This is a genomic window from Lampropedia hyalina DSM 16112 (assembly GCF_900129055.1).
In the GTDB taxonomy this organism is placed as follows: domain Bacteria; phylum Pseudomonadota; class Gammaproteobacteria; order Burkholderiales; family Burkholderiaceae_C; genus Lampropedia; species Lampropedia hyalina.
Map to the genome: position 1 here is coordinate 44,074 of NZ_FQUZ01000011.1, position 26,137 is coordinate 70,210.

A 26,137-nucleotide genomic window follows, 5' to 3' on the forward strand; every position below is an offset into this window, starting at 1 on the left:
ATCTTTTCATGGGGTACGCATCAAGGCTGCGGGCAGGCCGCGTCAGGAGCTGCCAGGTCTTGCAGGATGGGGCATTCGGGCTGGGTGCCGTACTGGCAATGTTGCACTAACTCCCGCAGGGTCTGCTGTATGGCTTGCAGGCCCTGGATGCGCCGGGTGAGGTCGTCCAGATGCTGTTGGGCAATGGCGCGAACCTGGGTGTGATCCTGGCTGCGTTGTTGCCACAGGGTGAGAAGCTGGCGGATTTCCGCACTGGAAAAACCCAGCTCGCGTGCCCGCCGGATGAAGCCCAGCGTGTGCAGGTCTGCCGGGCCGTATTGGCGGTAGCCGCTGGCACTGCGCACGGTGGCTGGCAGCAGGCCCAGGCTTTCGTAGTGGCGAATCATGCGCACCGAAATGCCGCTTTGCGCGGCGGCCTGGCCAATGGTCAGTGGGCTGGACATGCTGTGGCTGGCCATATGCTGAAGCCTGCGCCAGAGCCTGTGCCGCTCAGGGGCTGGTGACGGTGTAGCCCTCTTCCTCGATGGCGGCGATCAGGGTGGCGCGGGGCTGGCTGCTGTTGATGCTGGTCAGGCCGGTGGCGAGGTCGATCTGGATTTGCGCGGTGTTGTCTGTTTTCAGTACGGCCTTGCGCACGGCACTGGCGCAGTGTTCACAGGTCATGCCTTTGATCTTGAATGTCTGGTTCATCACAGTCTCCTTGGGTTGTGGGGCAATGGGGTCACTTTACCATGCAGCGCATGGACCATGAAGCCAGAAAATCCCGCTGAAGGGTCGGGCAGACAGGGTGTTTGACCTTGCCACGGTGTCAGGGTTTATGCTGGCCAAATGCAAGAAAATCTCCAGACCCATGACCTTGGCATCGATGGCATGACCTGTGCGTCCTGTGTGGCGCGGGTCGAACGTGCGCTGCGCAAGGTTCCGGGCGTGCAGGAGGTCAGCGTGAATCTGGCCACCGAATCCGCACGCATTCAGATCGCTGCATCCGAGGACATGGCCGCACGCCTGCGCCGGGCCGTGCGCGATGCGGGCTATACGCCGCGTGCGCAGCCGGACGGTGCGCCGTCGGCAACTGCCAGCCCCAGCCGCTGGCAGGGGTTTGCGCCGGTGGCTCTGGGCTTGCTGCTGGCCGCGCCGCTGGTCTTGCCGATGCTGCTGCAACCCTTTGGCCTGCACTGGATGCCACCGGCCTGGGTGCAGTTTCTGCTGGCCACGCCGGTACAGTTCGGGCTGGGATGGCGTTTCTACCGGGCAGGCTGGCATGCGGTGAAGGCGCGGGCAGGCAATATGGATTTGCTGGTGGCGATTGGCACGAGCGCGGCCTATGGCCTGTCGCTGTGGCTGTGGTGGCAACACGGCCAGTCGCCCGTGCCGGTGGATGCGCATGCCGGGCACGGCACGGCCACTGAGCCGCTGCATCTGTATTTCGAGGCTTCCACGGTGGTGATCGCGCTGGTGATGCTGGGCAAGTGGCTGGAGGCGCGTGCCAAGCGGCAGGCCCTGTCGGCCATCCGGGCCTTGCAGAACCTGCGCCCCGAGACGGCGCGGCTGGTGGACGCACTGGGCGAAGAAACCGACGTGCCGATGGCCGAGGTGATGGTGGGCGACCGGCTGGCCGTGCGTGCGGGCGAGCGCGTGCCTGCCGATGGGCTGGTGCTCGATGGTGCGTCGGAGGTGGACGAATCCATGCTCACCGGCGAGCCGCTGCCGGTGCTCAAGCGGGTGGGCAGTGGGGTGACGGGCGGTTCCATCAATGGCACGGGGCGGCTGCTGGTGCAGGTCAGTGCGGTGGGGGCGGAATCGGTGCTCTCGCGCATCACCCGGCTGGTGGAAGATGCGCAGGCGGCCAAAGCCCCCATTCAGCGGCTGGTGGATCGGGTGGCAGAGGTGTTCGTGCCGGTGGTGCTGGTGATTGCTGCCGTCACCCTGGTGGGCTGGCTGCTGTATGGCAGTGGCATCGAAGAGGCGTTGATTCATGCCGTCGCGGTGCTGGTGATCGCCTGCCCTTGCGCACTGGGGCTGGCCACTCCAGTAGCCATCATGGCGGGCACGGGCGTGGCGGCGCGGCATGGCGTTCTCATCAAGGATGCGCAGTCGCTGGAGTTGGCTCACCGGGTGCAGGTGGTCGCGTTCGACAAGACCGGAACCCTGACGGTGGGGCAGCCCCGGCTTGAGGCCCTGCATGCCTTGCCCCATGCTCCCGCTACCGAAGACACTTTGCTGTGCATGGCCGCCAGCCTGCAAAACGGCAGCACCCACCCACTGGCCCGGGCGGTGGTGCAGGCCGCAGAGCAGCGCGGGGTGGCAGTGCAGCCGGTGGTGGAGTTTCAGGATGTGCCGGGCCGGGGAGTGCGTGCCGTGGCCGACGGCGTGACCTGGCTGCTGGGCAGTGTGGCATGGGCGCGTGAGCTGGGCGTGGTGTTCGAGCCGTCGCTGCTCTCGCGGCAGCCGTTTGCGCAGGCCACCGTCTCGGTGCTGATGCACCATGACGCAGATGCCGCCTCTGCCGCGCAGCCGCCCCAGGCCGTGGCGTTGCTGGCCTTCACCGATGCCTCCAAGCCCGGCGCGGCGGCAGCGATTGCGCAGTTGCAGGCACAGGGGCTGGAGGTGGTGATGATTTCGGGCGACAACCCGCAGGCAGCGCAGGCGGTGGCCGCGCAACTGGGCATTCCCGCCGACCGGGTGCGTGCCCAGGTGTTGCCTGCCGAGAAGGCCGCTGCCGTGGCCGCCCTCAAGCGCGATGGCAAGGTGGTGGCCATGGTCGGCGATGGCATCAACGATGCCCCCGCACTGGCCGCTGCCGATGTGGGCATGGCGATGGCCAATGGCACGGATGTGGCAATGGAGGCGGCAGGCATCACGCTGATGCGCGGTGACGTGGCCCTGGTGGGGCAGGCTCTGGAACTGTCACACCGCACGGTGGCGAAAATCCGCCAGAACCTGTTCTGGGCGTTTGCCTACAACGTGCTGGGCATTCCGTTTGCCGCCTTTGGCCTGCTCAGCCCGGTGGTGGCGGGTGCGGCCATGGCCGCCTCCAGCGTCAGTGTGATTGCCAACGCCTTGCTGCTGACGCGCTGGAAACCCCGGCGTGGATAAGTACGTTCTAAGGAAGGTCTGCAAAACCCGTTGCGCCGCCCGCATCCCGCCACTGGGCGCATCGCCGCGTTGGCTTTTGCGGTCAATAGCCCCGCTATTGACCGCAAAATCCGCCTTGCGCTGCATCCCACTGGCGGGCGCGGGCTTACCGCAAGAGTTTTGCAGACCTTCCCTAAACGCCCCACACCACCGGCTCGTCGGCCGCATGGCTCTCGCGCAGCAGTTGCAGCAGGGGCTGGGCGCGCTGGCGCAGTGACACGGTTTGCACGGGGGGCGTGTCGGTGTCGTGGCCGGGTTCCGGCTGGGGGGGAATGGGCACAAAAGCCTGCGGCTCGGGCGGGGTGCCTTGCAGCCGTTCATCTTCGGCACGGATGGCCGCTTCGAGTGCCGCGATGGCGGCGGGGATTTGTTGCTGCGTCAGAATGCCCTGGGGGCTGGCTTCCTTGCCCACGATGTCCAGCAGGCGTTGGGCATCGGCATTGAAATACAGAATGGCCGCGTTGGAGCGCGACTGAAACTTGAACATGGGTGTCTCCTGATACGAGCGTGAATGCACGGCTTTCGCACTGTAAACCGGATTGGCGGTGTGCGGTGTGACACGTTCTTGCCGCTCACTCTGTTCATCAATGCGCAAAGCCGCCCTTGACGTAGCGCACCGGCTCGGCATCCATGCGGTCGATGAGTTCGCCCAGTCCGTCGGCAGGGCGTGGGGAGGCGGCGGCAGGTGCGCCATCGGTGTCGCTGGTGCTGGTGCAGAGGAAGTCGCTGTCGCTCCAGACATCGAGTGAGCGCGCGCGCAGCCAGCCCTGCCGGTCTGCGAGGAACTGCACACCGGCGAATGCGTCTTCGGCCACTCCGGCCATCAGCGCGAGGCTGTCCCAGGCGGCGCGGCTGTCGCTCCAGCACTGCATCTGCGGGTGGCGTTGCGTGTCTGCGTCGGGGGTGAGCATGATGGTGAGCAGGCGCGGGTCTTCCAGCCAGTTGGCATCGGCCTCGCTGCCTGCGGCGATCAGGCGCACGCGCTGGCGGTTGCGCATCTGGTGCAGCGGCTGTGGCGGCTGGTTTTCGCATTGCACGGTGAAGTCGGGCAGGGCCAGTGGAATCGGCCACAGGCCCTGCTGCTGCACGCCGGTGCCCGCTCCCAGGGCCTTCATGTAGTCCAGCAGTGCCCATACGTCGTCCGGGCTGATCTGTCCGGCAAAGCCGGGCATGGTGGGCTGGCCACGGTGATCCTGCATGCCGTGCAGAATGTGCCATGCCAGCTCGCCATCGGCCTTGCGCCCCAGCAGCGGGCTGGCGAGGTGGGGCGGCCAGCGCGACAGCGACGATGCCCGCTCGCCTTGCCCACTGCCGTCCGCGCCGTGGCAGGAGAGGCAGTTCTGCTGGTAGAGCGTGCGCCCGCGCACGATGGAGTCGGCGGCGAACAGCGTGGGTGACTGGTGGAAACTGCTGGGGTAGGCGGTGGTGAACACCAGTTCCGGGGCTGGCCAGGGAATCAGCCCCACGCCCAGCACGAATCCGGCCAGCAGCCACCAGCGCAGCCGCCGCCAGCACAGGGCGACGATGAGCGTGAGCCACAGCAGCGGCGCGCCAATCAGGCTGTAGAGTACCTGCCGCGCCAATTGGTGGTCGATGCGCAGCACTTCGGCGGCCACGCGGTGTTCCAGCGGCCAGGCGGGCTGGCCGAAGTCGGTGGTCTGGCCGGTGAGCCAGTACCAGGCCAGCAGCACCAGGTTTTGCAGCCATTGCAGGGCCAGCAGCAGTTCATTCAGCCATTCGCTGAGCGGGGGCGGGGTCATGGTCTGGGTGCGCTGCCCTTACCAGGAGGCATCCAGCCCCAGATGGTGCAGTGCCTGCCTGCGCAGTTCGGTAATCAGCGGGTCGCTGCGGTGGCGCGGGTAGGGCAGATCGACGGTGAATTCGGCCTTGATCTGGGCGGGGCGGTCGCTGAAGATGACCACGCGCTGCGCCAGGAACAGGGCTTCTTCCACGTCGTGCGTCACCAGCAGGGCCGAGAAGCCGTTTTTGCGCCACAGTTCCACCAGTTCGCTCTGCATGGCCAGGCGGGTGAGCGAGTCGAGTTTGCCCAGTGGTTCATCCAGCACCAGCAGTTGCGGGTCGTTCACCAGGGCGCGGGCAAAGGCCACGCGCTGGGCCATGCCGCCGGAGAGCTGGTGCGGAAAGCTCTGCGCAAACTGGCTCAGGCCCACGCGCTCCAGTGCGGCATCGACGCGGGCTTTGGCGGTTTTCAGCAGGCCACGGGTTTGCAGGCCCAGGGCCACGTTGTCCCAGACGGTGCGCCAGGGGAACAGCGTGGGGTCCTGGAACACCACGATGCGCGAGGGGTCGGGCTGGGTGATGGGCTGGCCATCCTGCCACAGTTCGCCGCGTGTGGCAGGCTCCAGTCCTGCCACCAGCCGCAGCAGGGTCGATTTGCCGCAGCCGCTGGGGCCAAGCAGCGCGACGAATTCCCCGGCCTTGACGGTCAGGTTCACGTTGAGCAGCACGGGCAGCCGACCCTTGGGGGTGTCGAAGGCGTGGCTGACGTTGTGGATGCCGATTTCCGCGCCCACGCCCGGCTGCGACGCGCCGGTGGGCGCAGGGTGGGTCTCGGGGCGGGTCGAGGTGCGGCGGCGCAGTGCCTCGTCGAAGACGGCTACCATTTCACGGTTCCTTTCTGCCAGGACAGTACCCGGTCGCGGATGGTGAACAACAGGGTGATGAGGCCGGAGAACAGCAGGGCCATGACGATGAGGGCGGCGTACATGTTGTTGTAGGCCGTCCAGCCCTGTGCCCAGGTCAGATACCAGCCCAGACCGGATTTCACGCCCATCATTTCGGCGGTCACCAGCACCGAGAACGAGGCACTCAGGCCCATGAACAGCCCCACGAACACCTGTGGCAGTGCGGCGGGAATGGCCACGCGCGAGACCAGGAACCATTGGCTTGCTCCCATCGTGCGGGCCACGTCGTAGTAGCTCTTGTTCACGCTGGCCACGCCCGACCAGGTGAGGATGGCCAGCGGAAAGGCGGTGGCCAGCGCGATCAGGAATACCGCTGCCGAGTAGCTGGAGGGGAAGATGTAGAAGGTCAGCGGCAGCAACGCGGTGGAAGGCACCGGCCCCAGAACGCGCAGCAGCGGGTGAATCCAGTAGCCAATGGCCTGCGACCAGCCAATCGACACGCCGGTGAGAAAGCCCACCACCGCGCCCCAGACGAAGCCGGTGGTCAGCAACTTGGCGGTGTTCCAGACGCTGTCGGCCAGGCGCGGCCAGTCGTCCACATAGACTTCGATCAGCGACTGCGGCGGGGCGAAGAACGGCACGGGCAGGATGGCGGTCTTGGCCGTCAGGTACTGCCAGGCGGCCAGCACCACGGGAATGGCCACCAGCCAGCGTCCGGCCGGGCGCAGCCGCTCCAGGGGCAGCAGGCGCAGCCGCTGCACCCACAGCGTGGAGGCGGCCAGCAGCAGCAAACCGGCGGCGATGCTGGCAATGCCCAGTTCGCGGGTGAAACGCCATTCGGAGATGAAGCCCGCCACCTTGTTGGGCAGCAGCAGCGTCAGCAGGCCAAAGCCGATCCAGACCAGCCCGGCGGCCAGCCCCCATGTCCAGAGCGTGGCCTGGGTCTGCCCGACGGCCAGCAGGTCTTCCACCGTGGCCGGGGTGCGGTTGAGTGACCGTTGGGCATCTTCCCGCCCGCCGGGCAGCGCGCCGGCATGGAGTGCGTGCGTGTTCGTGCTCATACGCTCAGCCCAGCACGTTCACATAGACGTGATCCGCCAGCTTTTCCGGGTCGGTGCTTTGCTTGAGCACGCCAATCTTGCGGAAGTCGGCGGCGTAGAAGGCCAGCTCGTCGCGCAGATCCTGCCCGGTGGGGTGGTGGTCGAAGGTCAGTTGTTCGTAGAGCTTGAGGATGTCTTCCTCGGTGATCTTGGGAGCGTATTTGGCGAACACGCGCGCACCTTCCTTCGGGTTCTCGTGAACGAACTGGGTGGCCTGCACCAGCGCGCGCGAGATGGCCGCTGCCGTGGGGCGTTCCTTGCGCACCAGATCGCCGTTGGCTCCGAACACGCAGCAGACCTTGCGGGCGTATTCGCCGGTGAGGTTGGTGGCCAGTTCCACAAAGGCATCGCCGGTGCGTTTTTGCAGCAGGTAGAGGTTGGGGTCACCATCGGCAATGGCCTGAATCTCGCCTTTCTCGGCGGCCACGCCCAGCAGGTCGGCGGGGTATTGTCGCCAGGTGATGTCCTTGTCCACATCGATGCCGTACTTGGCCAGCAAAATGGTGAAGAAGTGCTTGCCGGGAGCGGCCAGATCGCTCACACCCACGGTCTTGCCGCGCAGGTCGTCCAGGGTCTTCACGCCGCTGGGCTGGTAGCCCACCAGCCGCACGCAGCCGCCGTGGGAACTGCCGATGATCTTCACATCCAGCCCGGATTCCAGCGACTTGATCCAGCGGTGAATCATGCCCACGGCCGCATCGGCCTTGCGCGTGGCAATCGACTCCAGCAATTGGTCGGTGGAGCCGCTGTAGTTGAGCAAGTCCACGTCCAGCCCGTTTTTCTCGAAATAGCCCAGTTCATGGGCCACCACGATGGGCGTGAGGCAGTAGGCGTTCTGGTTCCAGGCGAAGGTGATTTTCTTCTGGCCACCGGCCCAGGCGTAGTTTGTCACCTTGATGGCTGGCATGGCAATGGCGGCAGCAGCAGCAGCGCGCAGCACCTTGCGGCGGGTGGGGTTCTGGGAGGAATGGGTCATGGGGATGCTCCTGGGGAAAATGGGATGAATCGGTGTGGGATGAATCGGTGGCGGTGGGCAGAACCCGCGCTCAGTTCAGCACATCGGGTTCGGCGGCCACCAGCCCTTCGTAGAGGCTGTGGAAGGCGTGAATCGCCCCTTCCGTGCCGCCAATCTGCGAGTGCGTGAAGTGGGCGGTGGCGTGGTCGATGGGCACGGGCTGTCCGGCAGCCTGCGCCAGCAGTTGCGCCTGGCAGGCGTTTTCCAGCGCGATGTACCACCACGCAGCTGCTTCCAGGCTGGGGCCAGCGGTCAGGATGCCGTGGTTGCGCAGAATCACGCCCTTGTGCAGGCCGCCTGCGGGTTTGCGCAGCGCGTGGGCAATGCGCTCGCCCTCGCTGGTGTCCACCACCATGCCTGTGAAGTCGTCGAACAGGGCGTGGTCTTCGTAGAACACGCAACTGTCCTGGGTCAGCGGCTCCAGCGTGCGCCCCAGTGCCGACCAGGCCTTGCCATAGGTCGAATGGGTGTGTGCGGCAGCCACCAGTTGCGGATGCACTTCGTGTATGGCGGCATGGATGGCAAAGGCGGCCTTGTTCAGCGGACGCTCGCCCACCACGGTCTCGCCGCGTGCATTCACCAGCAGCAGGTCGGATACGCGAATGCGCGAGAAATGCAGCCCCAGCGGATTGACCCAGAAATGGTCGTGCAGCTCGGGGTCGCGCACGGTAATGTGCCCGGCCAGTCCGTGGTCAAAGCCGTGCTGGGCAAAGATGCGAAATGCCGCCGCCAGACGGGTGCGGCGGTACTGGCGTTCTTCCTGCACCGTGGCGCGTGGCGGTTGGGGGTCGAACCAGAATTTCTGCGCCCCCTGGGCCTTCAGCACCAGGCCGCTGGCGGTGCGGATGTAGTCCGGCTGGTCGGTGTGCTGGCGCAGGGCTTCTTCGATAACGGCGTTCATGGCGATGCTTCGGTGGGGTGATGTGGTGTGGCGAGAGGGGCGACGGCATGGGCCGTGGTCGTGCTCAGGCGGCCGCCTGGTCGTGCTGCTGTTCGCGGGCCTGCACGGCGGCACGAATGCGCGGAATCAGTTCCCGGCCATAGTCGATGGCATCGTCCAGCGGGTCGAAGCCACGAATCAGCAGCGTGTTCACGCCCAGATCGACGTAGCGCAGCAGGGCATTCGCCACCTGTTCGGGCGTGCCCACCAGCGCGGTGGAGTTGGAGCGACCGCCGATGAGTTCGGCCAGATCGGTCCAGAGATGGCGTTCATCGGAGCCGGCCTGCTCGCGTGCCTGAAGCAGGCGGCGCGCACCTTCGCTTTGCAGCGGCGTGCCCGGCTGTTCCAGCCCGTGGGCCGCACGCACCTGCCGCGTGCGTTGCAGAATATCGGCCGCACGTTGCCAGGCTTTTTCTTCGGTCTCGGCCAGGATGGGGCGGAAAGAGATGGAAAAGCCGATCTCGCGGCCGTGCAGGGCGGCCTGTGCCCGCACACGGCTGGTCAGTTCTGCCACCTGCCCCAGCGATTCGCCCCAGAGGGCATAGACATCGGCATGTCGCCCGGCCACTTCCAGCGCGACATCCGACGCGCCACCGAAGAAGATCGGCACATGAGGCTGCTGTGCCGGACGCACATCGCTCCAGCCGTTCTCGAAGCGGTAATAGCGGCCTTCGTGGCTGAATGGTGCATCGGCAGTCCAGAGGCGACGCAGCAGGCCGATGTATTCGTCGGTGCGGGCATAGCGTTCATCGTGGTTCAGATAGTCGCCATCGCGCCGCTGCTCGGCATCGGAACCGCCGGAGATGAAATGCACGGCCAGACGGCCCCCGGTGAACTGGTCGAGCGAGGCAATGTCGCGTGCTGCATAGGTGGGGGCAACAAAGCCGGGGCGATGGGCTTGCAGAAAGTGAATGCGCTGCGTTACCGAGGCGGCATAGGCAATGGTGTGCGCCGCAGACGGGCTGACCGAGTGGTGCGGCACGAGAATGCGGTCGAACCCGGCGTTTTCATGCGCCTGGGCGAAATCCCGGACGTAGTCCCGGTCCACGGCTGGGCCGCTGGCAGGCCATATTTCGGACTGCTTCTGGCTCTGAATCATTCCCACGATCTGTACGCTCATTTTTTGACTCCTTGGCATGGCAGGGGCGCGCCCAGAAAATGGGCCAACGCACCGGACGGGCGCAAAGATTAGCGTTCCAGCGTCTTGAAAATAAATACTTATTGATTATTTTGATATGCAGAAAAACCGCCTTGACAGAGTGGGAAAGCGTGCTGCCCTGCCAGCCGCAGATACGCATTCCGCACGCGGTGGACTGTCAAGATGTTGATAAAGAATGGAAAAGATTATTCGTGGATTGGATATTCCACAGGCCATCACCGGCAGGAAATCATCGTTGGCGTGAACCCGCAACCGTGCAAAGTTCCGGCAGGCCGCTGCCTTGCCCTGCCGATTGGTGGCGATAGCGTTCAGCCGGGGGCCTACTTCATGGTGGGGCGCACGCCAATGTACTGGCGGTTTTCCTCCAGCCAGGTATGGGCGGATTCCCGGCCCTGGGCGCACAGGCGTTGCAGAAAGCCGATGTCGGTGCGCATTTTGGTATCGCTGCCAAAGGTCTGGAGCAGCGCGCCGCCGTCGATGCGGTGCATCCGCATGTATTTGTAGCGGCCTTTTTCCACCCGCCCTTCTTCGATCAGCCGTTGCACGAACTCGATGGCGCGCAATTCCGCCAGCAGGCTGGCATTGAAGGTCACTTCGTTGATGCGCTCCTGGATTTCCGACATGCTGACCGGCAGGTTCTGGATTTCAATGGGATTGATCTGCACCAGCAGCACGTCATCAATGTGGGTGCGGTAAATCAGCGGGTAAATGGCCGGATTGCCCGCAAAGCCGCCATCCCAGTAGCATTCGCCGTCGATTTCGATGGGGTGGAACAACTGCGGCAGACAGGCCGAGGCCATGATGGCATCGATGGTGATGCGTTCGTCGCAGAACACCTCACCCCGGCCGGTGCGCACATTGGTGGCGCACACGAACACCTTGGGCACGTTGGGGTGCTTGCGGTGCTGCACCAGCTTCTCGAATTCCACCGTGCGTTTGAGCAGGGTGCGCAGCGGGTTGATGTCCAGCGGATTGACCTGCGAGGGAGCCAGCACCGGACGCAGCCAGGGCATCAGTTGGTGGGCGTAGCTGGCGGGGCTGGCGGCCAGAAAACTGCCCAGCGTGCCCACGGTTTCCCAGAAGTGGCGCAGCTTTTGCCGCGCCAGTTCGCAGCCCCTGGCGTGCTCTTCGTGAACATCGGCAATGCCCAGCTCACGCGCATCGGCAAAGCCGGAGGCCAGCACCGCCGCATTCATGGCTCCTGCACTGGTGCCGCTGATGCCCGCAAAGCGAAAGCCACCGTCTTCCAGCAGGGCATCGAGCACTCCCCAGGTGAATGCGCCGTGCGAGCCGCCTCCCTGCAAGGCCAGGTTGATGGTCTGGATGCCGCCGGGTACATGCGCGTATTTCGGGTGGGCCATGGTGTGTGTGCTCCTGGTGGTAAAACGCAATAGATCGCAATATCACGCGCTGATTATGCCGCGTGTCAATCGCCTTCCATGTCCTGCACCACCACCGACAGGGCGTTGGTGGAAATGAGCACTTCGGCCAGCGACAGGATCAGCGACAGTGCCAGCGCGACGATGCTGATGCCGAACAGCCACTTGCCCAGCCATGTGGCTTCCATGAACAGGGCGAACATGGCCAGGGCGCACAGCAGAAAGCTCAGCACGCCAAAGCTCTGCATGTACTGGATCATCAGAATGCGGCGTTTGAGGCCGGGAATCTGCTTCTTCACCAGCGGGGAGTCGTGCTGGGGCGAGGCGTGCAACTGACGAATTACCTGCGCCAGCACCAGAAAGCGGTTGGTGTAGGCCAGCAGCAGCAGAGAAATGGCGGGAAACAGCAGGGCGGGAGTGGTGATGTCCATGACAGTCAGCGGGAAGGCATGCAAAGAGGACAGTGTGCCTGCAAATTCAGGGAAGGTCTGCCAGACCCCGGCGGTTGCGGGCCTTGGCCATGATGGCGGCCAGCATCGCCGCCTTGGAGTCGGTGGCGGGTGCATGGGCAGAGGGGCTGGCTTGCGTGCTGGAACCTGCTGGCACGGGCGTGGCGATGCCCCGGCGTTGTTGCAGGGGTGGCAGTGCCTGGCCGATTTGCAGCCCCAACCGCTGCGCCCGGTGGGTGTAGCGATGGCGTGCGGTATGTGCCTGCGCGGCAGACCAGGCCGCCCAGCCGTGGGCCGAACCACTGACGTTCTCCAGCGAGATGCAGTCCACCGGACACACCGGAATGCACAGTTCGCAGCCGGTGCAGTGTTCGTCCAGCACGACGTGCATGGTCTTGTTGGCCCCCACGATCGCATCGGTGGGGCAGGCCTTGAAGCACAGGGTGCAGCCAATGCACCAGTCTTCGTCGATCACCGCCAGATGGCGCGGCCCCTCGGTGCCGTGTTCGGGGTCGAGTGGCAGAATGTCCTGCCCGGTGAGGGCGGCCAGCCGGGCAATGCCTTCTGCACCACCGGGCGGGCACAGGTTGATGGCGGCTTCGCCCTGGGCGATTGCGCTGGCGTAGGCCGCGCAATCGGGATAGCCGCAGCGGGTGCATTGGGTCTGCGGCAGGGCATCGTTGATGCGCTCGGCCAGCGTCGGTGCCTCAGCAGTCGAAGCCCATGCAGAAGCCGCCGAAAGCGGCGGTTGGGACGACGGGCCATCGCGCTCCCCGGCTGCGGCAGCCGGGGTTCTCGACAGGGTGCGCTCGTTTGGCATCAGGCGGCAGCGGCTCCTGGAGCAGCCGGCGTGTCCTGTGCCTCTTGCTGGGGTGCGGGTGCAGCCGGTTCTGCCGGGCTGGTGGTGGCAGAGGCTTCCACGCTGGCGGTGGCGGCAGGGGTTTCTGCCACAGGCTCCTGTGCCGTCGGGACGCTGTCGGGCGCAGTGACAGGAGCGGATTCCACCACTGCCACGGGTTCGACCTGAGACGCAGCGGGTGCTGCGGGTTCGGTGGTTACTGCCGGAGCCGGGGTTTCGGTCAGTTCCGCATTGGCTGCGGTAGGAATGGGCTGGGACAGCACGCTCGGGAGTGTCTCGGCCGCAACCACAGCCACGGGAGCGGGAGCGACCACTTCAGGGGCAGGGGCCGGTGCGGCAGGCTTGCGGCGAACGGCCTTGGCGACGGTCTTGCGCGGTGCCGCCACACGCTTGGGTTTGGCGGCTGGTGTCGGGGTAGGGGCCGCAGTCTGCTCCACGGCTTCCCCGCTGCCGATGACCACGGCGGCATGGTCTTCGTTGAAGATGTACTGCTTGGCAATGCCCTGGCGGGTGGCAGTCTGGGCGTTCAGGCCATCGGCACTTTCGACGGGGAAGCGGCGGTAGAAGTCGCGCAGTTGCGGGTACACCTGGTTGCGCCAGCGGCTGCCGCTGAAGATGCCGTAGTGGCCTGCACCTTCGACTTCGATGTGCTCGCGGGCATCGGCGGGGATGCTGCTGCACAGGGTGTGCGCGGCCTTGGTCTGGCCACTGCCGGAGATGTCGTCCAGCTCGCCTTCCACGGTAATCAGTGCGGTGGTCTTGATGTCCTGTGGACGCACCAGTTCCAGCTCGCCTTCCGGGGAGCGGATTTCCCAGGTGCCATTGACCAGGTTGAAGTTCTGGAACACCGTGGCAATGGTTTGCAGGTAGTAGTTGGCATCCATGTCCAGCACGGCGTTGTATTCGTCGTAGAACTTGCGGTGGTGTTCCGTCGCACTTTCATCGCCCTTGATGAGGTTGCGGAAGTAGTCGTAGTGGCTGGTGGCGTGGCGGTCGGGGTTCATGGCCACGAAACCGGCGTATTGCAGGAAGCCGGGATAGACGCGCCGTCCCTCACCCGCAAAGCCGTGGGGCACGCGGTAGATGACGTTGTTCTCGAACCACGCGAAGCTCTTGCTCTGGGCCAGTGCGTTCACCGAGGTGGGCGACTTGCTCGCATCGATGGGGCCACCCATCATGGTCATGGACAATGGGGTTTTCTCGCCCCGGCTGGCCATCAGCGAGATGGCGGCCAGCACCGGCACGGTGGGCTGGCACACGCTCATGATGTGGCAGTTGCCGTATTTGCCCTGTACGTAGCGGATGAACTCCTGCACGTAATTGACGTAGTCGTCCAGATGGAATTCGCCATCGGACAGCGGCACGTTGCGGGCATTCTTCCAGTCGGTGATGTACACGCGGTGGCCGGTCAGCATGGTGCGCACGGTCTCGCGCAGCAGCGTGGCGTAGTGCCCGGACAGCGGTGCGACGATCAGCACCACCGGCTGCTTGAGCAATTCTTCCAGGGTTTCGAGGTTGTCGGAATAGCGTTTGAAGCGGCGCAGTTCACAAAAGGGTTTGTCGATCTCCACCCGCTCCTGAATGGCGACATCCACGCCATTGACCGAGACAGAAGGAATGTCAAAAGCCGGTTTTTCGTAGTCTTTTCCCAGACGGTAGAACAGATCGTAGGCGGCAGAAATGCGGCTGGCGAATGCCGTCTCTGCAAACGGGAAGGTGTTGTTGGAGAACAGCTTGGAGGCCGCCTTGGCAAAATCTGCAAATGGTTCTGTCAAGGAACGCTGGGCTTCGTAGATGTGGTAGAGCATGGGTCAAACCTTGAAATTTATTGTTGCAGTGCAGCAATATAGCAGCACTGTCGGAATTTGAACAGCCTTGCTTTCCCTAGCGAAAAACAAGGCGGTTGCGCAGTGTGTCATGAAGATGGTGTTGTCATATTGTCGAGTATGGCTCAAGGTCATTGGCCGATGAATTCACTATATGATACAAAAATATTCATAAGTAACTTTATGAGCAAAATAAAGCAAAAAACATGTCTTGGTATGGAGGCTGTTGGTTGCAGATGTGAGATACACGATGGTTATTTTCAGGAGAAAACCAAAATGGCAGGAAAAGCATTTTTTTTGCAGCGCATGAATGAACACATCCGTTATTTGAACCGCATCAATGCCAGCCTCGACAATGAAGGGGACTTTTGTGGGAGTTCCCATACGGAATGCAAGCTGGGCGCGTGGATTTATGGTGAAGGTTCGGTGTTGATCGAGGAGTGTGGCGAGGAGGCCAAGGCTATTTTCGAGAAGCTGAAGGTGGAGCACCAGGCGTTCCACGAAATCAGTCACAAGGCACTGGAGTTTTCCAGTGCAGGTGATAACAAGGCTGCGCAGTTGCAGAATACGGCCATGCACAAGCTGTCCAATCAGTTGATACAACTCTTGATGAAGCTCGAAGATGCCACGGTGCATTGCGAAGCCGGTCAGTGAACAGTGAACCGGGCCACAGGATGGCGGACGCTTGCTTGATTGCGCGGCTGCCATGAAAAAAGCCTGCCAGAAACGGCAGGCTTTTTTCATGGTTGCTTCATGCAACAGTGCCTCAGGCACTGTGCATGGCCAATGGGGAAGCAGTGTCAGTGCGCTGCGGCACTGGCTGCGCCCACACCCGTCTGGGCGCGCACATACTGGTCGTCGAATGCTGCGCGCTCGGCCTGGGCTTCCTTGCTGTTGTCCAGCTTGGAGAACACCACGATGGCCAGGAATGCCAGCGGCATCGAGAACAGGGCAGGCTGGGTGTAGGGGAAGAGGGGCGAGGCATTGCCCAGCACGTCCACCCAGACGGACTTGGAGAAGAACACGAACAGCACGGAGCTGAACAGGCCCACATAGCCGCCCGCCAGCGCGCCGCGTGTGGTCAGGCCCTTCCAGTACATGGACATCAGCAGCACCGGGAAGTTGGCGCAGGCAGCCACGCCGAAGGCCAGTGCGACCATGAAGGCCACGTTCATCTTCTCGAAGGCCATGCCCAGCAGCACGGCCACGATGCCCAGGCCGATGGTGGCGATCTTGGAGACCTTGATTTCCTTCTCTTCGGAAGCCTTGCCCTTCATGATGACGCGGGCGTACAGGTCGTGGGAGATGGCTGATGCGCCTGCCAGTGCCAGACCGGCAACCACCGCGAGGATGGTGGCGAAGGCCACGGCAGAGAGGAAGCCCAGCAGCAGGTTGCCGCCCACGGCATGGGCCAAGTGCATGGCTACCATGTTGCCGCCACCGATCAGCTTGCCGGTGATGTCGCCGCCTTCAAAGTAAGCCGGGTTTGTGCCCACCAGAATGATGGAGCAGAAGCCCATGATGGCGATCACGTTGAAGAAGTAGGCAATGATGCTGGATGCGTAGAACACCGACTTGCGCGCTTCCTTGGCGTTGGTCACGGTGAAGAAGCGCATCAGGATGTGGGGCAGACCGGCAATACCGAACATCAGGCCCAGGCCCATCGAGATGGCGGTCACCGGATCGGCCAGCAGGCTGCCCGGAGCCAGCAACTGGCTGCCGAGCTTGTGCAGTTCCATGGCGCGGTTGGTCACTTCCTGGAAGCTGAAGCCGAATTCCTTGAACGACAGCACCATCACGGCCGTGCCGCCAATCAGCAGCATGCAGGCCTTGATGATCTGCACCCAGGTGGTGGCTACCATGCCGCCGAAGGTCACATAGACCATCATCAGCACACCCACTACCACCAGCGCGATGTTGTATTCCAGCCCGAACAGCAGCTTGATGAGCTGGCCTGCGCCGACCATCTGGGCTACCAGATAGAAGCACACCACCACCAGCGAGCTGATGGCCGCCATCGTGCGCACCTTGCCCTGGTTGAGGCGGTAGGCGGTGATGTCGGCAAACGTGAACTTGCCCAGGTTGCGCAGGCGTTCGGCCATCAGGAACAGGATGATGGGCCAGCCCACGAAGAAGGCCACCAGATAGATGTAGGCATCCACCCCTTGGGCATACAGCATGGCGGTCATGCCCAGCAGCGTGGCGGCAGACATGAAGTCACCCGCAATGGCCAGGCCGTTCTGGCCGCCGGTGATGCCGCCGCCGGCGGTGTAGAAGTCCGAGGCCGACTTGGTGCGGCTGGCGGCCCAGTAGGTGATGGCCAGCGTCATCAGCACGAACACAAAGAACATGCCGATGGCATGCAGGTTCAGCGGCTGTTTTTCCACGCTGCCCAGGTCGGGCTTTTGTGCGAGGGCCAGGGCTGGCAGCAGCAGCGCGTGCAGTGCCAGCAGAGGGCGTGTGAAGGCGTTGGTGCGGATCATTGGGCGTTCCTTTGTGCGTCTTGGACGATTTGCTCGTTGATGCTATCGAATTCGCCGTTGGCGCGGCGCACATACACCCAGGTCAGGAAACAGAACAGCACGAACTGGATGAAGCCCAGTGCAATGCCCACGGTGATGTTGTTGCCCTCCACGATGCGCATGGCAATGAAGCCGGGTGCAAAAGCCACCAGCAGGACAAAGCCGAAGAAAACGGCCATGACGGTCAGGGTCAGACTTGTGGCAAAACGCCCACGCCGCTGGATCAGCTCCGTGTATCGGGGGTCGCGCTTGATGCGCTCATAAACTGGGTTGGACATGCTTCTCCCTTTTTGGACAACAAAGTGGAATTGTTTTTGCGTCTGCGCTGTTGCTGAATTGTTGCAGTGCAGCGCAGTGGGCGAATGTAAGTGAGCCTCCTTAAATCAGAATCGGTGTTACTACCTAGAAAAACCCAATGTTTCATGGTTTTTGCCGATTTTTTGAGGAGCCGATGAGGGTATGGTTGTCATGTAGCTGTCATAAAAGGTTTTTACATTCCAGCCTGTCATTCACCGATCAACTTTCAAGAGGACTACGATGACGAAATTTGCTTTCCGCGCGATTGCCGCTTCCGCCATGGCTCTGGGTCTGGCAGCAGGTGTGTCTGCCCAGGATGTCAATGGTGCCGGTGCCAGCTTCCCTGCACCCCTGTACGCCAAGTGGGCTGCTGATTACAGCAAAGAGGCAGGTGTCAAGATCAACTACCAGTCGGTGGGTTCCGGTGCCGGTCTGCGCCAGATCGAGGCCAAGACGGTGGACTTCGGTGCTTCCGATGCCCCTCTGAAGGACGAAGCACTGGCTGAAAAGAAACTCGTGCAGTTCCCCACCGTGGTGGGCGGCATTGTGCCCGTGGTGAACATCAAGGGCATCCAGCCGGGCCAGTTGCGCCTGAGCGGTGAAGTGCTGGCCAACATCTATCTGGGCAAGATCACCAACTGGAACGACGATGCCATCAAGGCCCTCAACCCCGAGCTGAACCTGCCAGCCGACCTGATCGCCGTGGTGCGCCGCGCCGATGGTTCCGGCACCACATTCGGCTTCACCAACTACCTCAGCCTGGTCAGTGCCGATTGGAAGAAGGATGTGGGCGAAGGCACCGCAGTCAAGTGGCCTACCGGTGCGGGAGGCAAGGGCAATGAAGGCGTGGCCGCATTCGTCAGCCGTCTGCCCAGCTCCATCGGCTATGTGGAATACGCTTACGCCAAGCAGAACAAGATTTCCTACGCGCAACTGCAAAACCGCGAAGGCCAGTTCGTGCATCCGTCCGAAGCCTCCTTCAAGGCCGCGGCTGCCGGTGCCGACTGGCAAAACAGCTTCTACCAGATTCTGAACGACAAGCCCGGTGCAGAATCCTGGCCCATCACCACCGCCACCTACATTTTGGTGCACCAGGTGCAGGACAACCCCGACAAGGCCGCTGCCACCCTGAAGTTCTTCAACTGGGCCTACAGCAACGGTGACAAGACCGCCAGCGATCTGGACTATGTGTCCCTGCCCGACAGCGTCAAGGAACTGGTGCGCGCCGAATGGAGCAAGGACATCAAGGACGCATCCGGCAACCCCATCAAGTGGCAATAAATACCGCTTGAGGGCCGCAGTCACGCCAGCCGGAACCAAGGGCACCATGCCAATCGCAGTACCACCGTGTTTTCTGGGTATGTATTGCTAGCCTGCCATGCCCCCGGATGGTGCAGTGACCGCATAATCCAGAAAATGCAGCATGAGGGATTCCACCATGCTGCATTTTTTGGTCAGGGCGTGTGCATGACGATACTGTGACAGCCAGACGCGCGCTGGCCGTTGTGGTGGGTGAGCGCGAATGCAATCGGCCCGGCCTGTTTCGATATTGGAAAGATGGTATTCAAGTGAACAAAGGAAAAGCTGTGTCTGATGCAATGACTATGCAATTGCCTGCATCGGTGGCGAACGCGCCAGCGAAAGTGGGCGGTGGCGGTACCCCGCCGCCAGTCCGAAGAACCGGCAAATTGGGCGATCTGGTGTTTTCCGTACTCACACGTGGATCGGCCATTCTGACACTGGCATTGCTGCTGGGCATCATGCTGTCGCTGCTGGTGTCAGCCTGGCCTTCCATTCGGGAGTTCGGCCTGGGCTTCATCTTCTCGTCGGAATGGGACCCGGTGATGGACCAGTACGGCGGCCTGGCCATGATCTACGGCACGCTGGCCACCTCTGCCATCGCGCTGCTGATTGCAGTGCCCGTCAGTTTCGGCATCGCGCTGTTCCTGACCGAACTCTCGCCTGCCTGGCTCAAGCGTCCACTCGGTACCGCCATTGAACTGCTGGCTGCCGTGCCTTCCATCGTGTATGGCATGTGGGGGCTGATGGTGTTCGGCCCCATTCTGGTGAAATACTTCCAGCAGCCCCTGCAAGCCATATTCGGCAACGTGCCGGTGCTCGGCGCGCTGGTTTCCGGTGTGCCCATGGGCATTGGTATCCTGCCCGCTGGCATCATCCTGGCGATCATGGTGATTCCTTATATCGCCTCCGTGATGCGCGACGTGTTTGAAGTCACTCCCGCACTGCTGAAGGAATCGGCCTATGGCCTGGGTTCCAGCACCTGGGAAGTGATGTGGAAAGTGGTTCTGCCCTACACCAAGGCCGGTGTGGTCGGCGGCATCATGCTGGGTCTGGGCCGCGCGCTCGGTGAAACCATGGCCGTCACCTTCGTCATCGGCAACGTCAGCCAGCTCAATTCCGCCTCGCTGTTCGATGCTGCCAGCAGCATCACTTCCACGCTGGCCAACGAGTTTGCCGAAGCCGGTGAAGGCCTGCACCAGGCATCGCTGTTCTATCTCGGCCTGCTGCTGTTCTTCATCACCTTCGTGGTGCTCACCCTCTCCAAACTGATGCTGTTGCGCCTGCAAAAGGGCGAAGGAGCCAAATCATGAATTCCCCTGCAACGGCTGCTGTCAAGAACCTCTCCGACCTGCCCCGCTCTGACCAGGCCACCCGCAACCGACTGTTTGCCCGTCGCAAGCTCATCAACAAGATTGCCATCGGCCTGTCGCTGGCAGCCATGATCTTCGGTGTGTTCTGGCTGCTGTGGATTCTCTGGGAAACCGTCCGCCTGGGCATTGGTGGCCTGAGTGCCACCGTGTTCTCGCAATCCACTCCCGCCCCCAATGATGCCGGTGGACTGGCCAACGCACTGTTCGGCTCCTTCGTCATGGTGGCACTGGCCACGCTGATCGCCACCCCCATCGGGGCACTGGCCGGCATCTGCCTGGCTGAGTTCAACCCCAAGGGCTGGCTCGCCTCCGTGACCCGCTTCGTGAACGACATCCTGCTGTCGGCACCCAGTATCGTCATTGGTCTGTTCGTCTATGCCATCGTGGTGGCGCGCTTTGGTGGTTTCTCCGGTTACGCCGGGGTGGCTGCACTGGCCCTGATCGTCATCCCCGTGGTGCTGCGTACCACCGAGAACATGCTGATGCTGGTTCCCAACGGTCTTCGTGAAGCCGCCTATGCCCTGGGCGCGCCCAAGTGGAAAGTCGTCATGATGGTGACCATGCGTGCCGCCAAGGCCGGTGTCATTACCGGCGTGCTGCTGGCCGTGGCCCGCATCTCCGGCGAAACCGCTCCGCTGCTGTTTACCGCACTCAACAACCAGTTCTGGAGCACCGACCTGTCGCAGCCCATGGCCAGCCTCCCGGTCGTCATCTTCCAGTTCGCCATGAGTCCCTACGAAAACTGGCAGGAACTGGCCTGGGCAGGTGTCTTCATCATCACCCTCGCCGTGCTGGCACTGAACATCCTGGCGCGTTACTTCACCCGCCAGAAATAACCGCCCAATCCCCGCTCAACAAAGGAAACTCGCTCCATGAACGCGATTGCAATCCCCGCTGAACCTGCCAAGATTTCGGTCAAAAACCTCAACTTCTACTACGGCAAGTTCCACGCGCTGAAGAACATCTCCATGCAGATTCCCGAGAAGAAAGTCACGGCTTTCATCGGGCCATCGGGCTGTGGCAAATCCACGCTGCTGCGCACCTTCAACCGCATGTTCGAGCTGTACCCCGAACAACGCGCCGAAGGCCAGATTCTGCTCGACGGCGACAACCTGCTGGCCAAGGAACTGGACGTGGCCCTGGTACGCGCCCGGGTCGGCATGGTGTTCCAGAAGCCCACGCCCTTCCCCATGTCCGTCTATGACAACGTGGCCTTTGGTGTCAAGCTGTTCGAGAGCCTGAGCAAGTCGGAACTCGACGACCGCGTCGAAGCCGCACTGCGCAAGGCAGCCCTGTGGAACGAAGTCAAGGAAAAGCTGCACCAGAGCGGCTCCGGCCTCTCCGGCGGCCAGCAGCAGCGTCTGTGCATTGCCCGTGGCGTGGCCGTCATGCCCGAAGTGCTGCTGCTTGACGAGCCTTGCTCCGCACTCGACCCGCTGTCCACCGCCAAGATCGAAGAACTGATCGAGGAACTGAAGGACGAATACACTGTCGTCATCGTCACCCACAACATGCAGCAGGCCGCGCGTTGCAGCGACTACACCGCCTACATGTACCTGGGTGACCTGATGGAATTTGGCGAAACCAAGGAAATGTTCGTCAAGCCCAAGCGCAAGGAAACCGAAGACTACATCACCGGCCGTTTCGGCTGAGGGAGCACGAGACATGCCAGAAAAACACGTATCAAGCCAGTTCGATCACGAACTCAACTCCGTGGCCGGTCGCATCATGGAAATGGGCGGCCTGGTGGAATCGCAGATCAAGTTTGCCATCGACGCGCTGAGCAACCTCGACAGCGCAGCGGCTGCGCAGATCGCCCGGCTGGAAGAGCGCGTCAATGAGCTGGATGTGGAAATCGATGCGGAGTTGTCCACCATCATCGCCACGCGCCAGCCCACTGCCAAGGACCTGCGCCTGCTGCTGGGCATCTCCAAGGCCACCAGCAACCTTGAACGCATCGGCGACGAGGCCAACAAGATCGGCCGCATGGTGCAGACCATCATCAACGAAGGCGCGCCACGCAACCTGCCCATTCTGGAACTGCGTTATTCGGGTGAGCTGGCCGCCGCCCAGTTGCGCAGCGCGCTGGACGCATTCGCCCGCATGGACCTGGACAGCGTCGTGAGCATCCTGCGACAGGACGACCTCATCGACAAGGAGTTCGAGGGCTACACCCGCAAACTCGTCACCTACATGATGGAAGACCCCCGCAAAATCTCCATCAGCCTGGAAATGCTGTTCCTGGCCAAGTCCATCGAGCGCATCGGCGACCACGCCAAGAACCTGGCCGAACTCGTCGTGTACATGGTCAAGGGCAAGGATGTGCGCCACACCTCGGTGGAACATGTGGAATCCACCCTCAAGCAGGGAGATTGAGTATCTATGAGTGGACCGCGAGTACTGGTCGTGGAAGACGAACGGGGCATCAGTGAGCTGATCTCCGTCAATCTGCGCCATTACGGCTACCAGCCCGTGTGTGTGGAAGACGGCGAGCAGGCCCAGCGCGAGCTCGATGGCATCCTCCCCGATGTCATCCTGCTCGACTGGATGCTGCCCGGCCAGAGTGGTCTGGCACTGGCGCGCAAATGGCGCAGCCAGACACGCACCAAAGGCATTCCCATCCTCATGCTCACCGCACGGGGCGACGAATCCGACAAGGTGGCCGGACTGGATTCTGGAGCCGATGACTACCTCACCAAACCCTTCTCCATCCAGGAACTGCTGGCGCGCATCCGTGCCGTGCTGCGTCGCCGCGCCCCCGAACAGGCGGGCGAGGCCGTGCAGATCGGCAACCTGCACCTCGACACCTCCTCGCACCGTGTGCTGCTGTCCGGCCAGCCCCTCAAAATGGGGCCTACCGAGTTCAAGCTGCTCAACTTCCTGATGCAGCATCCCGAACGCGTTCACACCCGCGCCTCTTTGCTGGATCGCGTCTGGGGCGATCACGTCTTCATCGAGGAGCGCACCGTGGACGTACACATCAAGCGTCTGCGCGAAGCCCTGGACACCGCCTCCACCATGGTGGAAACCGTGCGGGGCGTGGGCTATCGCTTTACTGCCAATCCCGGCGCGGCCTGAGATCGGGAACCGGCCATCCATTCGGGCAGTCCTTGTGACTGCCCGAAGTCGTTTGTGGAGCATGCCTCTTTGCAATCGGGCAGCACGCCCCCACATGGCGATACATCCTTTTCTCCACTTGACAGGCTACCCATGAACCCGCAAGAAACCCGCTCCATCCTCACCCTCTGTCTGCTGGCTGCCTACGCCGATGGCGAAAAACACGACCGCGAGCGCGAAGCCATCCGCCGCGTCGCCGAGGCACTGGCGCAGGACGACAGCCTCAACATGCCATCCCTCTACCAGGACGTGCTGCTCCAGCGTGCCACCTTGCAAACCGCCACCGCCGGGCTGCAAACTCCCCAGGCCCGTCAGTTGGCCTACGAAATGGCCGTCTGTGTGTGCGATGCCGATGGAGCCGTCAGCCCCAACGAAGCGGCTTTCCTGTCCCAACTGCGCAGCGCGCTCGGACTGGCCGAATCCCAGGCACAGGCCATCGACAGCACGGCACAAAGCCTCGCACAGGCTACCCTGCCCACCGCTGCCGACCCACAGGCACCGACAGCCCCCACAGCCACCGCATCACCGGCCACCGCCCAGGACGGCACACCGCGCAACGTCAGCACCCTCAGCCAGGCCGATATGGACAAGCGCATCCTCAACGCCGCCATCCTCAACGGAGCCATCGAACTGCTGCCCGAAAGCCTCTCCACCATGGCCATCATCCCCTTGCAGATGCGGCTGGTGTACCAGATCGGCAAAAGCTACGGCTATGAACTCGACCGGGGCCACATCAAGGATTTTCTTGCCACAGCGGGTGTGGGCATGACCTCCCAGTACCTCGAACAGGCTGGCCGCAAACTGCTGGGCGGTTTATTGGGCAAGGCAGGCAAGGGCCTGCTGGGGGGCCTTGGCAAACAGGCCATCAGCACCGGCATGAGCTTTGCCGCCACCTACGCGCTGGGGCATGTGGCCAACCAGTACTACGCCACAGGCCGCACCCTCTCCACCCAGATGCTCAAGGATGCCTACAGCCACACCATGCAGAAAGGCAAGAACCTGCACGCCAGCTACCTGCCCCAGATTCAGGAACGGGCACGCACCCTCGACACCGCGCAAATCCTCGCCATGGTGCGTGGCGGCAACCCAGCCAGCGGCCAGAACCCGTTTTGAACACACCCAAGCAGTGAAGCTTCGTATTGCCCCACGCCACGTCATGCCGGACTGGATCCGGCATCCAGTGACGACGCTTGCCAAAACACCTCGCTTGCCACTGGCTTGCGTTGCGACTGGATGCCGGATCCAGTCCGGCATGACGGTGTCTGGTGCTTTGAGTAAGGCTGCAATGGCCACTTGGCCAGCACATGCCAAAACGTTGCGGACAGCAGTGCACGTTTGCGGGAATGACACACCCTGGTTCAGGGAGCCAGCCGCTGCACCTTCCAGCCGGAGCCATCCGCCTGCGCCTGTGCTCGCGTGAACTGCAAACGATCGTGCAGACGGCTGGCACGGCCCTGCCAGAACTCCCAGCGGTCGGGAATCAGCCGGTAGCCGCCCCAGTGGCCAGGGCGGGCCGGATCGTCCGCATCGGGCCGCTGCGACACCTCTGCCAGTCTGGCCTCCAGCACGGCCCGGTTGGCAATCGCCTCGCTTTGCGGACTTGCCCAGGCACCCAGACGCGAAGCCAGGGGCCTGCTGGCAAAGTAGAGGTCGCTTTCTTCGGCACCGACCTTCTCCACCCGGCCCTCAATGCGCACCACCCGCTGCAAGGCCACCCAGTGGAACTGCAAGGCCGCAAACGGATTGCCCGCCAACTCGCGCCCCTTGCGGCTGTGGTAGTTGGTAAACCACACCGGCCCCTGCGCATCCAGCCCCTTCAGCAGCACCACCCGGCTGCTCGGGCGCAGATCACTGCCTACCGTGGACAGCGTCATCGCATTCGCGTCTTCCAGCCCGGCCTGCACCGCCTGTTCCATCCACGCACCGAACAGCGCGAACGGCTCCAGCAATTGCACGGCATCTTCCAGCAGCACATCGCGCGTGTAATCCGTGCGAATATCGGCCAGATGCAAATGGGTCGATGGCACGGTCGCCAGGGTATTCTTGCCAGTCATGGTTTATCTTTCAGTGTTGGGAAAGCGCGTGGTGCATCAGGCCGACAGCCCTGTGCCTGCCGCACGGTCATCCGGGCGTTCGATCAACTCGATCTTGTAGCCATCCGGGTCTTCGACGAATGCAATCACCGTCGTGCCACCCTTCACCGGCCCGGCCTCACGCGTCACCTTGCCACCTGCGGCCTTGATCTGCGCGCACACCGCCTGTGCATCCGGCACGCCAATCGCAATATGCCCGTACGCAGTGCCCAACTCGTAGTCCGACTGCCCCCAGTTGTAGGTCAGCTCCAGCTCCGCCTGATCCGGGTTGCCCCCGCCGTAGCCCAGAAACGCCAGCGAATACGCGTACTCGGCATTCTCGGAGGTGCGCAGCAACTCCATCCCCATGACCTTGGTGTAGAAATCAATCGAGCGTTGCAGGTCACCAACGCGCAGCATCGTGTGCAGTATTCTCATGCGGGCTATTGTGCCTGCTTTTGGGTGGTCAATTGTTTCAGTCGAGAAATTTTTTATTGATATTTATATTTATATCGAATCAACAGAGCTGTTCGTAAATGAGATTTTCTATCCATGAAAAAGGCTGGGCCTCTTCGGAGTAGAAAACGACTTTTCCGATTTGAGGCGATTTTGCTTCCCGATCTATTAAAAAAAGAAAATGCTCCTGCGATTGAGGGCCGGCATGTTTCTTTTTGAAAAATGCTTCTACCACCTCTGGGTGGCTTATTTGTTGAATCATGGATACAAAGTGGTCGCTGGATGATGTGACCTTGGTGATAAGAATGCCGCGTGTCTCATCACGTTTGACCTTAATACGCAAATTATGAATGTCTTTTCTGAGGTTAAGAAACATAGGCTTTAACTTGGGGTCTATGTTTTTAGGAAAAAATTCTACATTAATTTTTGAATTCATTATATTAATTGGGTTTTTGGCGTTTTAATCCCTTTGAAATCAGGGCTTGGTTCTGACC

The 26,137-nt window shown here is 62.3% G+C and carries 26 protein-coding genes and 1 pseudogene; 9 read left to right on the forward strand and 18 right to left on the reverse strand.

Features of this window, described 5'->3' with window-relative positions; all coding sequences use genetic code 11:
• Nucleotides 1–20: 20 nt before the first annotated feature.
• On the reverse strand, nucleotides 21–443 hold the full coding sequence (locus BUE21_RS06060; RefSeq protein ID WP_234971065.1) for a MerR family DNA-binding protein: 423 nt from the start codon (nucleotides 441–443) through the stop codon (nucleotides 21–23).
• Nucleotides 444–489: 46 nt separating this feature from the next.
• Nucleotides 490–690, reverse strand: coding sequence for a heavy-metal-associated domain-containing protein (locus BUE21_RS06065; protein ID WP_073355802.1), 201 nt, complete (start codon nucleotides 688–690; stop codon nucleotides 490–492).
• A gap of 138 nt (nucleotides 691–828) precedes the next feature.
• Here BUE21_RS06065 and BUE21_RS06070 point away from each other — a divergent pair, with 138 nt between their 5' ends.
• Nucleotides 829–3,096, forward strand: coding sequence for a heavy metal translocating P-type ATPase (locus BUE21_RS06070; RefSeq protein ID WP_073355804.1), 2,268 nt, complete (start codon nucleotides 829–831; stop codon nucleotides 3,094–3,096).
• Between the two features lie 172 nt (nucleotides 3,097–3,268).
• Here the strand turns inward: BUE21_RS06070 and BUE21_RS14670 are convergent, their stop codons facing one another.
• The 11 genes and pseudogenes from BUE21_RS14670 to BUE21_RS06125 form a co-directional block, all read right to left on the reverse strand.
• Entirely contained in the window at nucleotides 3,269–3,622 is a 354-nt protein-coding gene (locus tag BUE21_RS14670) for a DUF1840 family protein (protein WP_073355805.1), read from the reverse strand.
• 97 nt (nucleotides 3,623–3,719) lie between these two features.
• On the reverse strand, nucleotides 3,720–4,895 hold the full coding sequence (locus BUE21_RS06080; RefSeq protein WP_073355806.1) for a c-type cytochrome: 1,176 nt from the start codon (nucleotides 4,893–4,895) through the stop codon (nucleotides 3,720–3,722).
• An 18-nt stretch (nucleotides 4,896–4,913) separates the two neighbouring features.
• On the reverse strand, nucleotides 4,914–5,759 hold the full coding sequence (locus BUE21_RS06085; RefSeq protein ID WP_084522939.1) for an ABC transporter ATP-binding protein: 846 nt from the start codon (nucleotides 5,757–5,759) through the stop codon (nucleotides 4,914–4,916).
• Nucleotides 5,753–6,841 carry an ABC transporter permease gene (locus BUE21_RS06090; protein ID WP_084522940.1) on the reverse strand — a complete coding sequence of 363 codons (1,089 nt, stop codon included), beginning with the start codon at nucleotides 6,839–6,841 and terminating at the stop codon, nucleotides 5,753–5,755. Before BUE21_RS06090 ends, BUE21_RS06085 begins: the two co-directional genes overlap by 7 nt.
• A gap of 4 nt (nucleotides 6,842–6,845) precedes the next feature.
• Nucleotides 6,846–7,856 (reverse strand): ABC transporter substrate-binding protein, encoded by a 1,011-nt coding sequence (locus BUE21_RS06095; RefSeq protein WP_073355807.1) that lies wholly within the window; start codon nucleotides 7,854–7,856, stop codon nucleotides 6,846–6,848.
• 70 nt (nucleotides 7,857–7,926) lie between these two features.
• Nucleotides 7,927–8,796: a class II aldolase/adducin family protein gene (locus BUE21_RS06100; RefSeq protein ID WP_073355808.1), complete on the reverse strand. Its 870-nt coding sequence runs from the start codon at nucleotides 8,794–8,796 to the stop codon at nucleotides 7,927–7,929.
• 64 nt (nucleotides 8,797–8,860) lie between these two features.
• Nucleotides 8,861–9,955 carry an LLM class flavin-dependent oxidoreductase gene (locus tag BUE21_RS06105; RefSeq protein ID WP_073355809.1) on the reverse strand — a complete coding sequence of 365 codons (1,095 nt, stop codon included), beginning with the start codon at nucleotides 9,953–9,955 and terminating at the stop codon, nucleotides 8,861–8,863.
• Between the two features lie 359 nt (nucleotides 9,956–10,314).
• Nucleotides 10,315–11,355 carry a patatin-like phospholipase family protein gene (locus BUE21_RS06110; RefSeq protein ID WP_073355810.1) on the reverse strand — a complete coding sequence of 347 codons (1,041 nt, stop codon included), beginning with the start codon at nucleotides 11,353–11,355 and terminating at the stop codon, nucleotides 10,315–10,317.
• Nucleotides 11,356–11,420: 65 nt separating this feature from the next.
• Nucleotides 11,421–11,804 carry a DUF2721 domain-containing protein gene (locus BUE21_RS06115; protein ID WP_073355842.1) on the reverse strand — a complete coding sequence of 128 codons (384 nt, stop codon included), beginning with the start codon at nucleotides 11,802–11,804 and terminating at the stop codon, nucleotides 11,421–11,423.
• Between the two features lie 46 nt (nucleotides 11,805–11,850).
• Nucleotides 11,851–12,642, reverse strand: a complete 792-nt coding sequence (gene rsxB / locus BUE21_RS06120) for an electron transport complex subunit RsxB (protein WP_084522942.1) — start codon at nucleotides 12,640–12,642, stop codon at nucleotides 11,851–11,853.
• Nucleotides 12,643–13,202: 560 nt separating this feature from the next.
• Nucleotides 13,203–14,489 (reverse strand): annotated as a pseudogene (locus tag BUE21_RS06125) (polyhydroxyalkanoate depolymerase); the annotation flags it as partial.
• A gap of 201 nt (nucleotides 14,490–14,690) precedes the next feature.
• Between BUE21_RS06125 and BUE21_RS06130 the strand changes: the two are divergent.
• Nucleotides 14,691–15,161: a CZB domain-containing protein gene (locus tag BUE21_RS06130; protein ID WP_159435811.1), complete on the forward strand. Its 471-nt coding sequence runs from the start codon at nucleotides 14,691–14,693 to the stop codon at nucleotides 15,159–15,161.
• Between the two features lie 146 nt (nucleotides 15,162–15,307).
• Here the strand turns inward: BUE21_RS06130 and BUE21_RS06135 are convergent, their stop codons facing one another.
• Together BUE21_RS06135 and BUE21_RS06140 are read right to left on the reverse strand one after the other, a co-directional pair.
• A complete protein-coding gene (locus BUE21_RS06135; protein ID WP_073355812.1) occupies nucleotides 15,308–16,990 on the reverse strand; it encodes a cation acetate symporter in 1,683 nt (560 codons plus the stop codon).
• A complete protein-coding gene (locus tag BUE21_RS06140; protein WP_073355813.1) occupies nucleotides 16,987–17,307 on the reverse strand; it encodes a DUF485 domain-containing protein in 321 nt (106 codons plus the stop codon). Before BUE21_RS06140 ends, BUE21_RS06135 begins: the two co-directional genes overlap by 4 nt.
• A 259-nt stretch (nucleotides 17,308–17,566) precedes the next feature.
• Between BUE21_RS06140 and pstS the strand changes: the two genes are divergently transcribed.
• From pstS to BUE21_RS06175, 7 genes are all read left to right on the forward strand, one after another.
• A complete protein-coding gene (gene pstS, locus BUE21_RS06145) occupies nucleotides 17,567–18,607 on the forward strand; it encodes a phosphate ABC transporter substrate-binding protein PstS (protein WP_073355814.1) in 1,041 nt (346 codons plus the stop codon).
• Between the two features lie 317 nt (nucleotides 18,608–18,924).
• Nucleotides 18,925–19,938 carry a phosphate ABC transporter permease PstC gene (pstC, locus tag BUE21_RS06150; protein WP_084522949.1) on the forward strand — a complete coding sequence of 338 codons (1,014 nt, stop codon included), beginning with the start codon at nucleotides 18,925–18,927 and terminating at the stop codon, nucleotides 19,936–19,938.
• Nucleotides 19,935–20,834, forward strand: coding sequence for a phosphate ABC transporter permease PstA (gene pstA, locus BUE21_RS06155; RefSeq protein ID WP_073355815.1), 900 nt, complete (start codon nucleotides 19,935–19,937; stop codon nucleotides 20,832–20,834). Before pstC ends, pstA begins: the two co-directional genes overlap by 4 nt.
• Before the next feature lie 36 nt (nucleotides 20,835–20,870).
• Nucleotides 20,871–21,650, forward strand: a complete 780-nt coding sequence (gene pstB, locus BUE21_RS06160; protein ID WP_073355816.1) for a phosphate ABC transporter ATP-binding protein PstB — start codon at nucleotides 20,871–20,873, stop codon at nucleotides 21,648–21,650.
• A 13-nt stretch (nucleotides 21,651–21,663) separates the two neighbouring features.
• A complete protein-coding gene (phoU, locus tag BUE21_RS06165) occupies nucleotides 21,664–22,374 on the forward strand; it encodes a phosphate signaling complex protein PhoU (RefSeq protein ID WP_073355817.1) in 711 nt (236 codons plus the stop codon).
• Between the two features lie 6 nt (nucleotides 22,375–22,380).
• Nucleotides 22,381–23,076 (forward strand): phosphate regulon transcriptional regulator PhoB, encoded by a 696-nt coding sequence (phoB, locus tag BUE21_RS06170; protein ID WP_073355818.1) that lies wholly within the window; start codon nucleotides 22,381–22,383, stop codon nucleotides 23,074–23,076.
• Nucleotides 23,077–23,208: 132 nt separating this feature from the next.
• Nucleotides 23,209–24,228 (forward strand): YcjF family protein, encoded by a 1,020-nt coding sequence (locus BUE21_RS06175; RefSeq protein WP_073355819.1) that lies wholly within the window; start codon nucleotides 23,209–23,211, stop codon nucleotides 24,226–24,228.
• A 245-nt stretch (nucleotides 24,229–24,473) separates the two neighbouring features.
• Here BUE21_RS06175 and pdxH read toward each other — a convergent pair whose 3' ends face one another.
• The 3 genes from pdxH to BUE21_RS06190 all read right to left on the reverse strand — a co-directional run bounded on the left by pdxH (nucleotide 24,474) and on the right by BUE21_RS06190 (nucleotide 26,079).
• On the reverse strand, nucleotides 24,474–25,169 hold the full coding sequence (pdxH, locus tag BUE21_RS06180; RefSeq protein ID WP_073355820.1) for a pyridoxamine 5'-phosphate oxidase: 696 nt from the start codon (nucleotides 25,167–25,169) through the stop codon (nucleotides 24,474–24,476).
• A gap of 36 nt (nucleotides 25,170–25,205) precedes the next feature.
• The gene (gene gloA, locus BUE21_RS06185) at nucleotides 25,206–25,625 is read right to left on the reverse strand and encodes a lactoylglutathione lyase (RefSeq protein ID WP_073355821.1); all 420 of its coding nucleotides are present in this window, start codon (nucleotides 25,623–25,625) and stop codon (nucleotides 25,206–25,208) included.
• A gap of 79 nt (nucleotides 25,626–25,704) precedes the next feature.
• Nucleotides 25,705–26,079 carry a hypothetical protein gene (locus BUE21_RS06190; RefSeq protein WP_143164442.1) on the reverse strand — a complete coding sequence of 125 codons (375 nt, stop codon included), beginning with the start codon at nucleotides 26,077–26,079 and terminating at the stop codon, nucleotides 25,705–25,707.
• Nucleotides 26,080–26,137 lie beyond the last annotated feature (58 nt).

What these genes read in the sequence shown, in the direction of transcription:
- BUE21_RS06060 (WP_234971065.1), bottom strand. Translation starts at nt 443, where the DNA reads ATGTCCAGCCCACTGACCATTGGCCAGGCCGCCGCGCAAAGCGGCATT.
- BUE21_RS06065 (WP_073355802.1), bottom strand. Translation starts at nt 690, where the DNA reads ATGAACCAGACATTCAAGATCAAAGGCATGACCTGTGAACACTGCGCC.
- BUE21_RS06070 (WP_073355804.1), top strand. Translation starts at nt 829, where the DNA reads ATGCAAGAAAATCTCCAGACCCATGACCTTGGCATCGATGGCATGACC.
- BUE21_RS14670 (WP_073355805.1), bottom strand. Translation starts at nt 3,622, where the DNA reads ATGTTCAAGTTTCAGTCGCGCTCCAACGCGGCCATTCTGTATTTCAAT.
- BUE21_RS06080 (WP_073355806.1), bottom strand. Translation starts at nt 4,895, where the DNA reads ATGACCCCGCCCCCGCTCAGCGAATGGCTGAATGAACTGCTGCTGGCC.
- BUE21_RS06085 (WP_084522939.1), bottom strand. Translation starts at nt 5,759, where the DNA reads ATGGTAGCCGTCTTCGACGAGGCACTGCGCCGCCGCACCTCGACCCGC.
- BUE21_RS06090 (WP_084522940.1), bottom strand. Translation starts at nt 6,841, where the DNA reads ATGAGCACGAACACGCACGCACTCCATGCCGGCGCGCTGCCCGGCGGG.
- BUE21_RS06095 (WP_073355807.1), bottom strand. Translation starts at nt 7,856, where the DNA reads ATGACCCATTCCTCCCAGAACCCCACCCGCCGCAAGGTGCTGCGCGCT.
- BUE21_RS06100 (WP_073355808.1), bottom strand. Translation starts at nt 8,796, where the DNA reads ATGAACGCCGTTATCGAAGAAGCCCTGCGCCAGCACACCGACCAGCCG.
- BUE21_RS06105 (WP_073355809.1), bottom strand. Translation starts at nt 9,955, where the DNA reads ATGAGCGTACAGATCGTGGGAATGATTCAGAGCCAGAAGCAGTCCGAA.
- BUE21_RS06110 (WP_073355810.1), bottom strand. Translation starts at nt 11,355, where the DNA reads ATGGCCCACCCGAAATACGCGCATGTACCCGGCGGCATCCAGACCATC.
- BUE21_RS06115 (WP_073355842.1), bottom strand. Translation starts at nt 11,804, where the DNA reads ATGGACATCACCACTCCCGCCCTGCTGTTTCCCGCCATTTCTCTGCTG.
- rsxB (WP_084522942.1), bottom strand. Translation starts at nt 12,642, where the DNA reads ATGCCAAACGAGCGCACCCTGTCGAGAACCCCGGCTGCCGCAGCCGGG.
- BUE21_RS06130 (WP_159435811.1), top strand. Translation starts at nt 14,691, where the DNA reads ATGAGCAAAATAAAGCAAAAAACATGTCTTGGTATGGAGGCTGTTGGT.
- BUE21_RS06135 (WP_073355812.1), bottom strand. Translation starts at nt 16,990, where the DNA reads ATGATCCGCACCAACGCCTTCACACGCCCTCTGCTGGCACTGCACGCG.
- BUE21_RS06140 (WP_073355813.1), bottom strand. Translation starts at nt 17,307, where the DNA reads ATGTCCAACCCAGTTTATGAGCGCATCAAGCGCGACCCCCGATACACG.
- pstS (WP_073355814.1), top strand. Translation starts at nt 17,567, where the DNA reads ATGACGAAATTTGCTTTCCGCGCGATTGCCGCTTCCGCCATGGCTCTG.
- pstC (WP_084522949.1), top strand. Translation starts at nt 18,925, where the DNA reads ATGACTATGCAATTGCCTGCATCGGTGGCGAACGCGCCAGCGAAAGTG.
- pstA (WP_073355815.1), top strand. Translation starts at nt 19,935, where the DNA reads ATGAATTCCCCTGCAACGGCTGCTGTCAAGAACCTCTCCGACCTGCCC.
- pstB (WP_073355816.1), top strand. Translation starts at nt 20,871, where the DNA reads ATGAACGCGATTGCAATCCCCGCTGAACCTGCCAAGATTTCGGTCAAA.
- phoU (WP_073355817.1), top strand. Translation starts at nt 21,664, where the DNA reads ATGCCAGAAAAACACGTATCAAGCCAGTTCGATCACGAACTCAACTCC.
- phoB (WP_073355818.1), top strand. Translation starts at nt 22,381, where the DNA reads ATGAGTGGACCGCGAGTACTGGTCGTGGAAGACGAACGGGGCATCAGT.
- BUE21_RS06175 (WP_073355819.1), top strand. Translation starts at nt 23,209, where the DNA reads ATGAACCCGCAAGAAACCCGCTCCATCCTCACCCTCTGTCTGCTGGCT.
- pdxH (WP_073355820.1), bottom strand. Translation starts at nt 25,169, where the DNA reads ATGACTGGCAAGAATACCCTGGCGACCGTGCCATCGACCCATTTGCAT.
- gloA (WP_073355821.1), bottom strand. Translation starts at nt 25,625, where the DNA reads ATGAGAATACTGCACACGATGCTGCGCGTTGGTGACCTGCAACGCTCG.
- BUE21_RS06190 (WP_143164442.1), bottom strand. Translation starts at nt 26,079, where the DNA reads ATGAATTCAAAAATTAATGTAGAATTTTTTCCTAAAAACATAGACCCC.